The sequence below is a fragment of the Streptomyces chisholmiae genome, assembly GCF_031845445.1.
GTDB classification, from domain to species: domain Bacteria; phylum Actinomycetota; class Actinomycetes; order Streptomycetales; family Streptomycetaceae; genus Streptomyces; species Streptomyces chisholmiae.
Genome location: NZ_JAVREO010000152.1, coordinates 1 through 464 on the forward strand (window position 1 = coordinate 1; position 464 = coordinate 464).

General features: G+C 66.8%; 1 protein-coding gene. It reads left to right on the forward strand.

All coding sequences use genetic code 11. The annotated features are described in order from the left end of the window. A partial coding sequence (locus RM844_RS32535) for an MFS transporter (protein WP_311671042.1) occupies nucleotides 1-464 on the forward strand: 464 nt, incomplete at both ends.

The following is a 464-nucleotide window of genomic DNA, read 5'->3' on the forward strand; positions in this document are numbered from 1 at the left end:
GTGCTGGTGATCTTCGGTGTGGTGGTTCGGTTCCGCGTCGCCGAGACGCCGGCGTTCGAGAAGCTGCGCGACAACGACGAGCGCTCGGCAGTGCCCGTGAAGGAGATCTTCCGTCCCCCGGCGTTGCGCTCGACCGTGCTGGGCCTGCTGTCCCGCTGGGGCGAGGGCGCCGCGTTCAACACCTGGGGCGTGTTCACCATCGCGTATGCCACGACGACGTTGCATCTGGGCAAGGTGCCGGTTCTGATCGTGGTCACCGTGGCGGCGCTGCTGATGGCGGTGTTGCTGCCGGTATCGGGGCTACTCGCCGACCGGTTCAGCCCCAAGGCGGTCTACGCCTCGGGGATCGCCGCCTATGCCGTCGTCGTCTTCCCGGCGTTCGCGCTGTTCAACACCGGCAGCATCACGGCCTATGCGGTGGGAATGTTGTTGGCGTTCGGCGGCATTCACGCCTGGTTCTACGG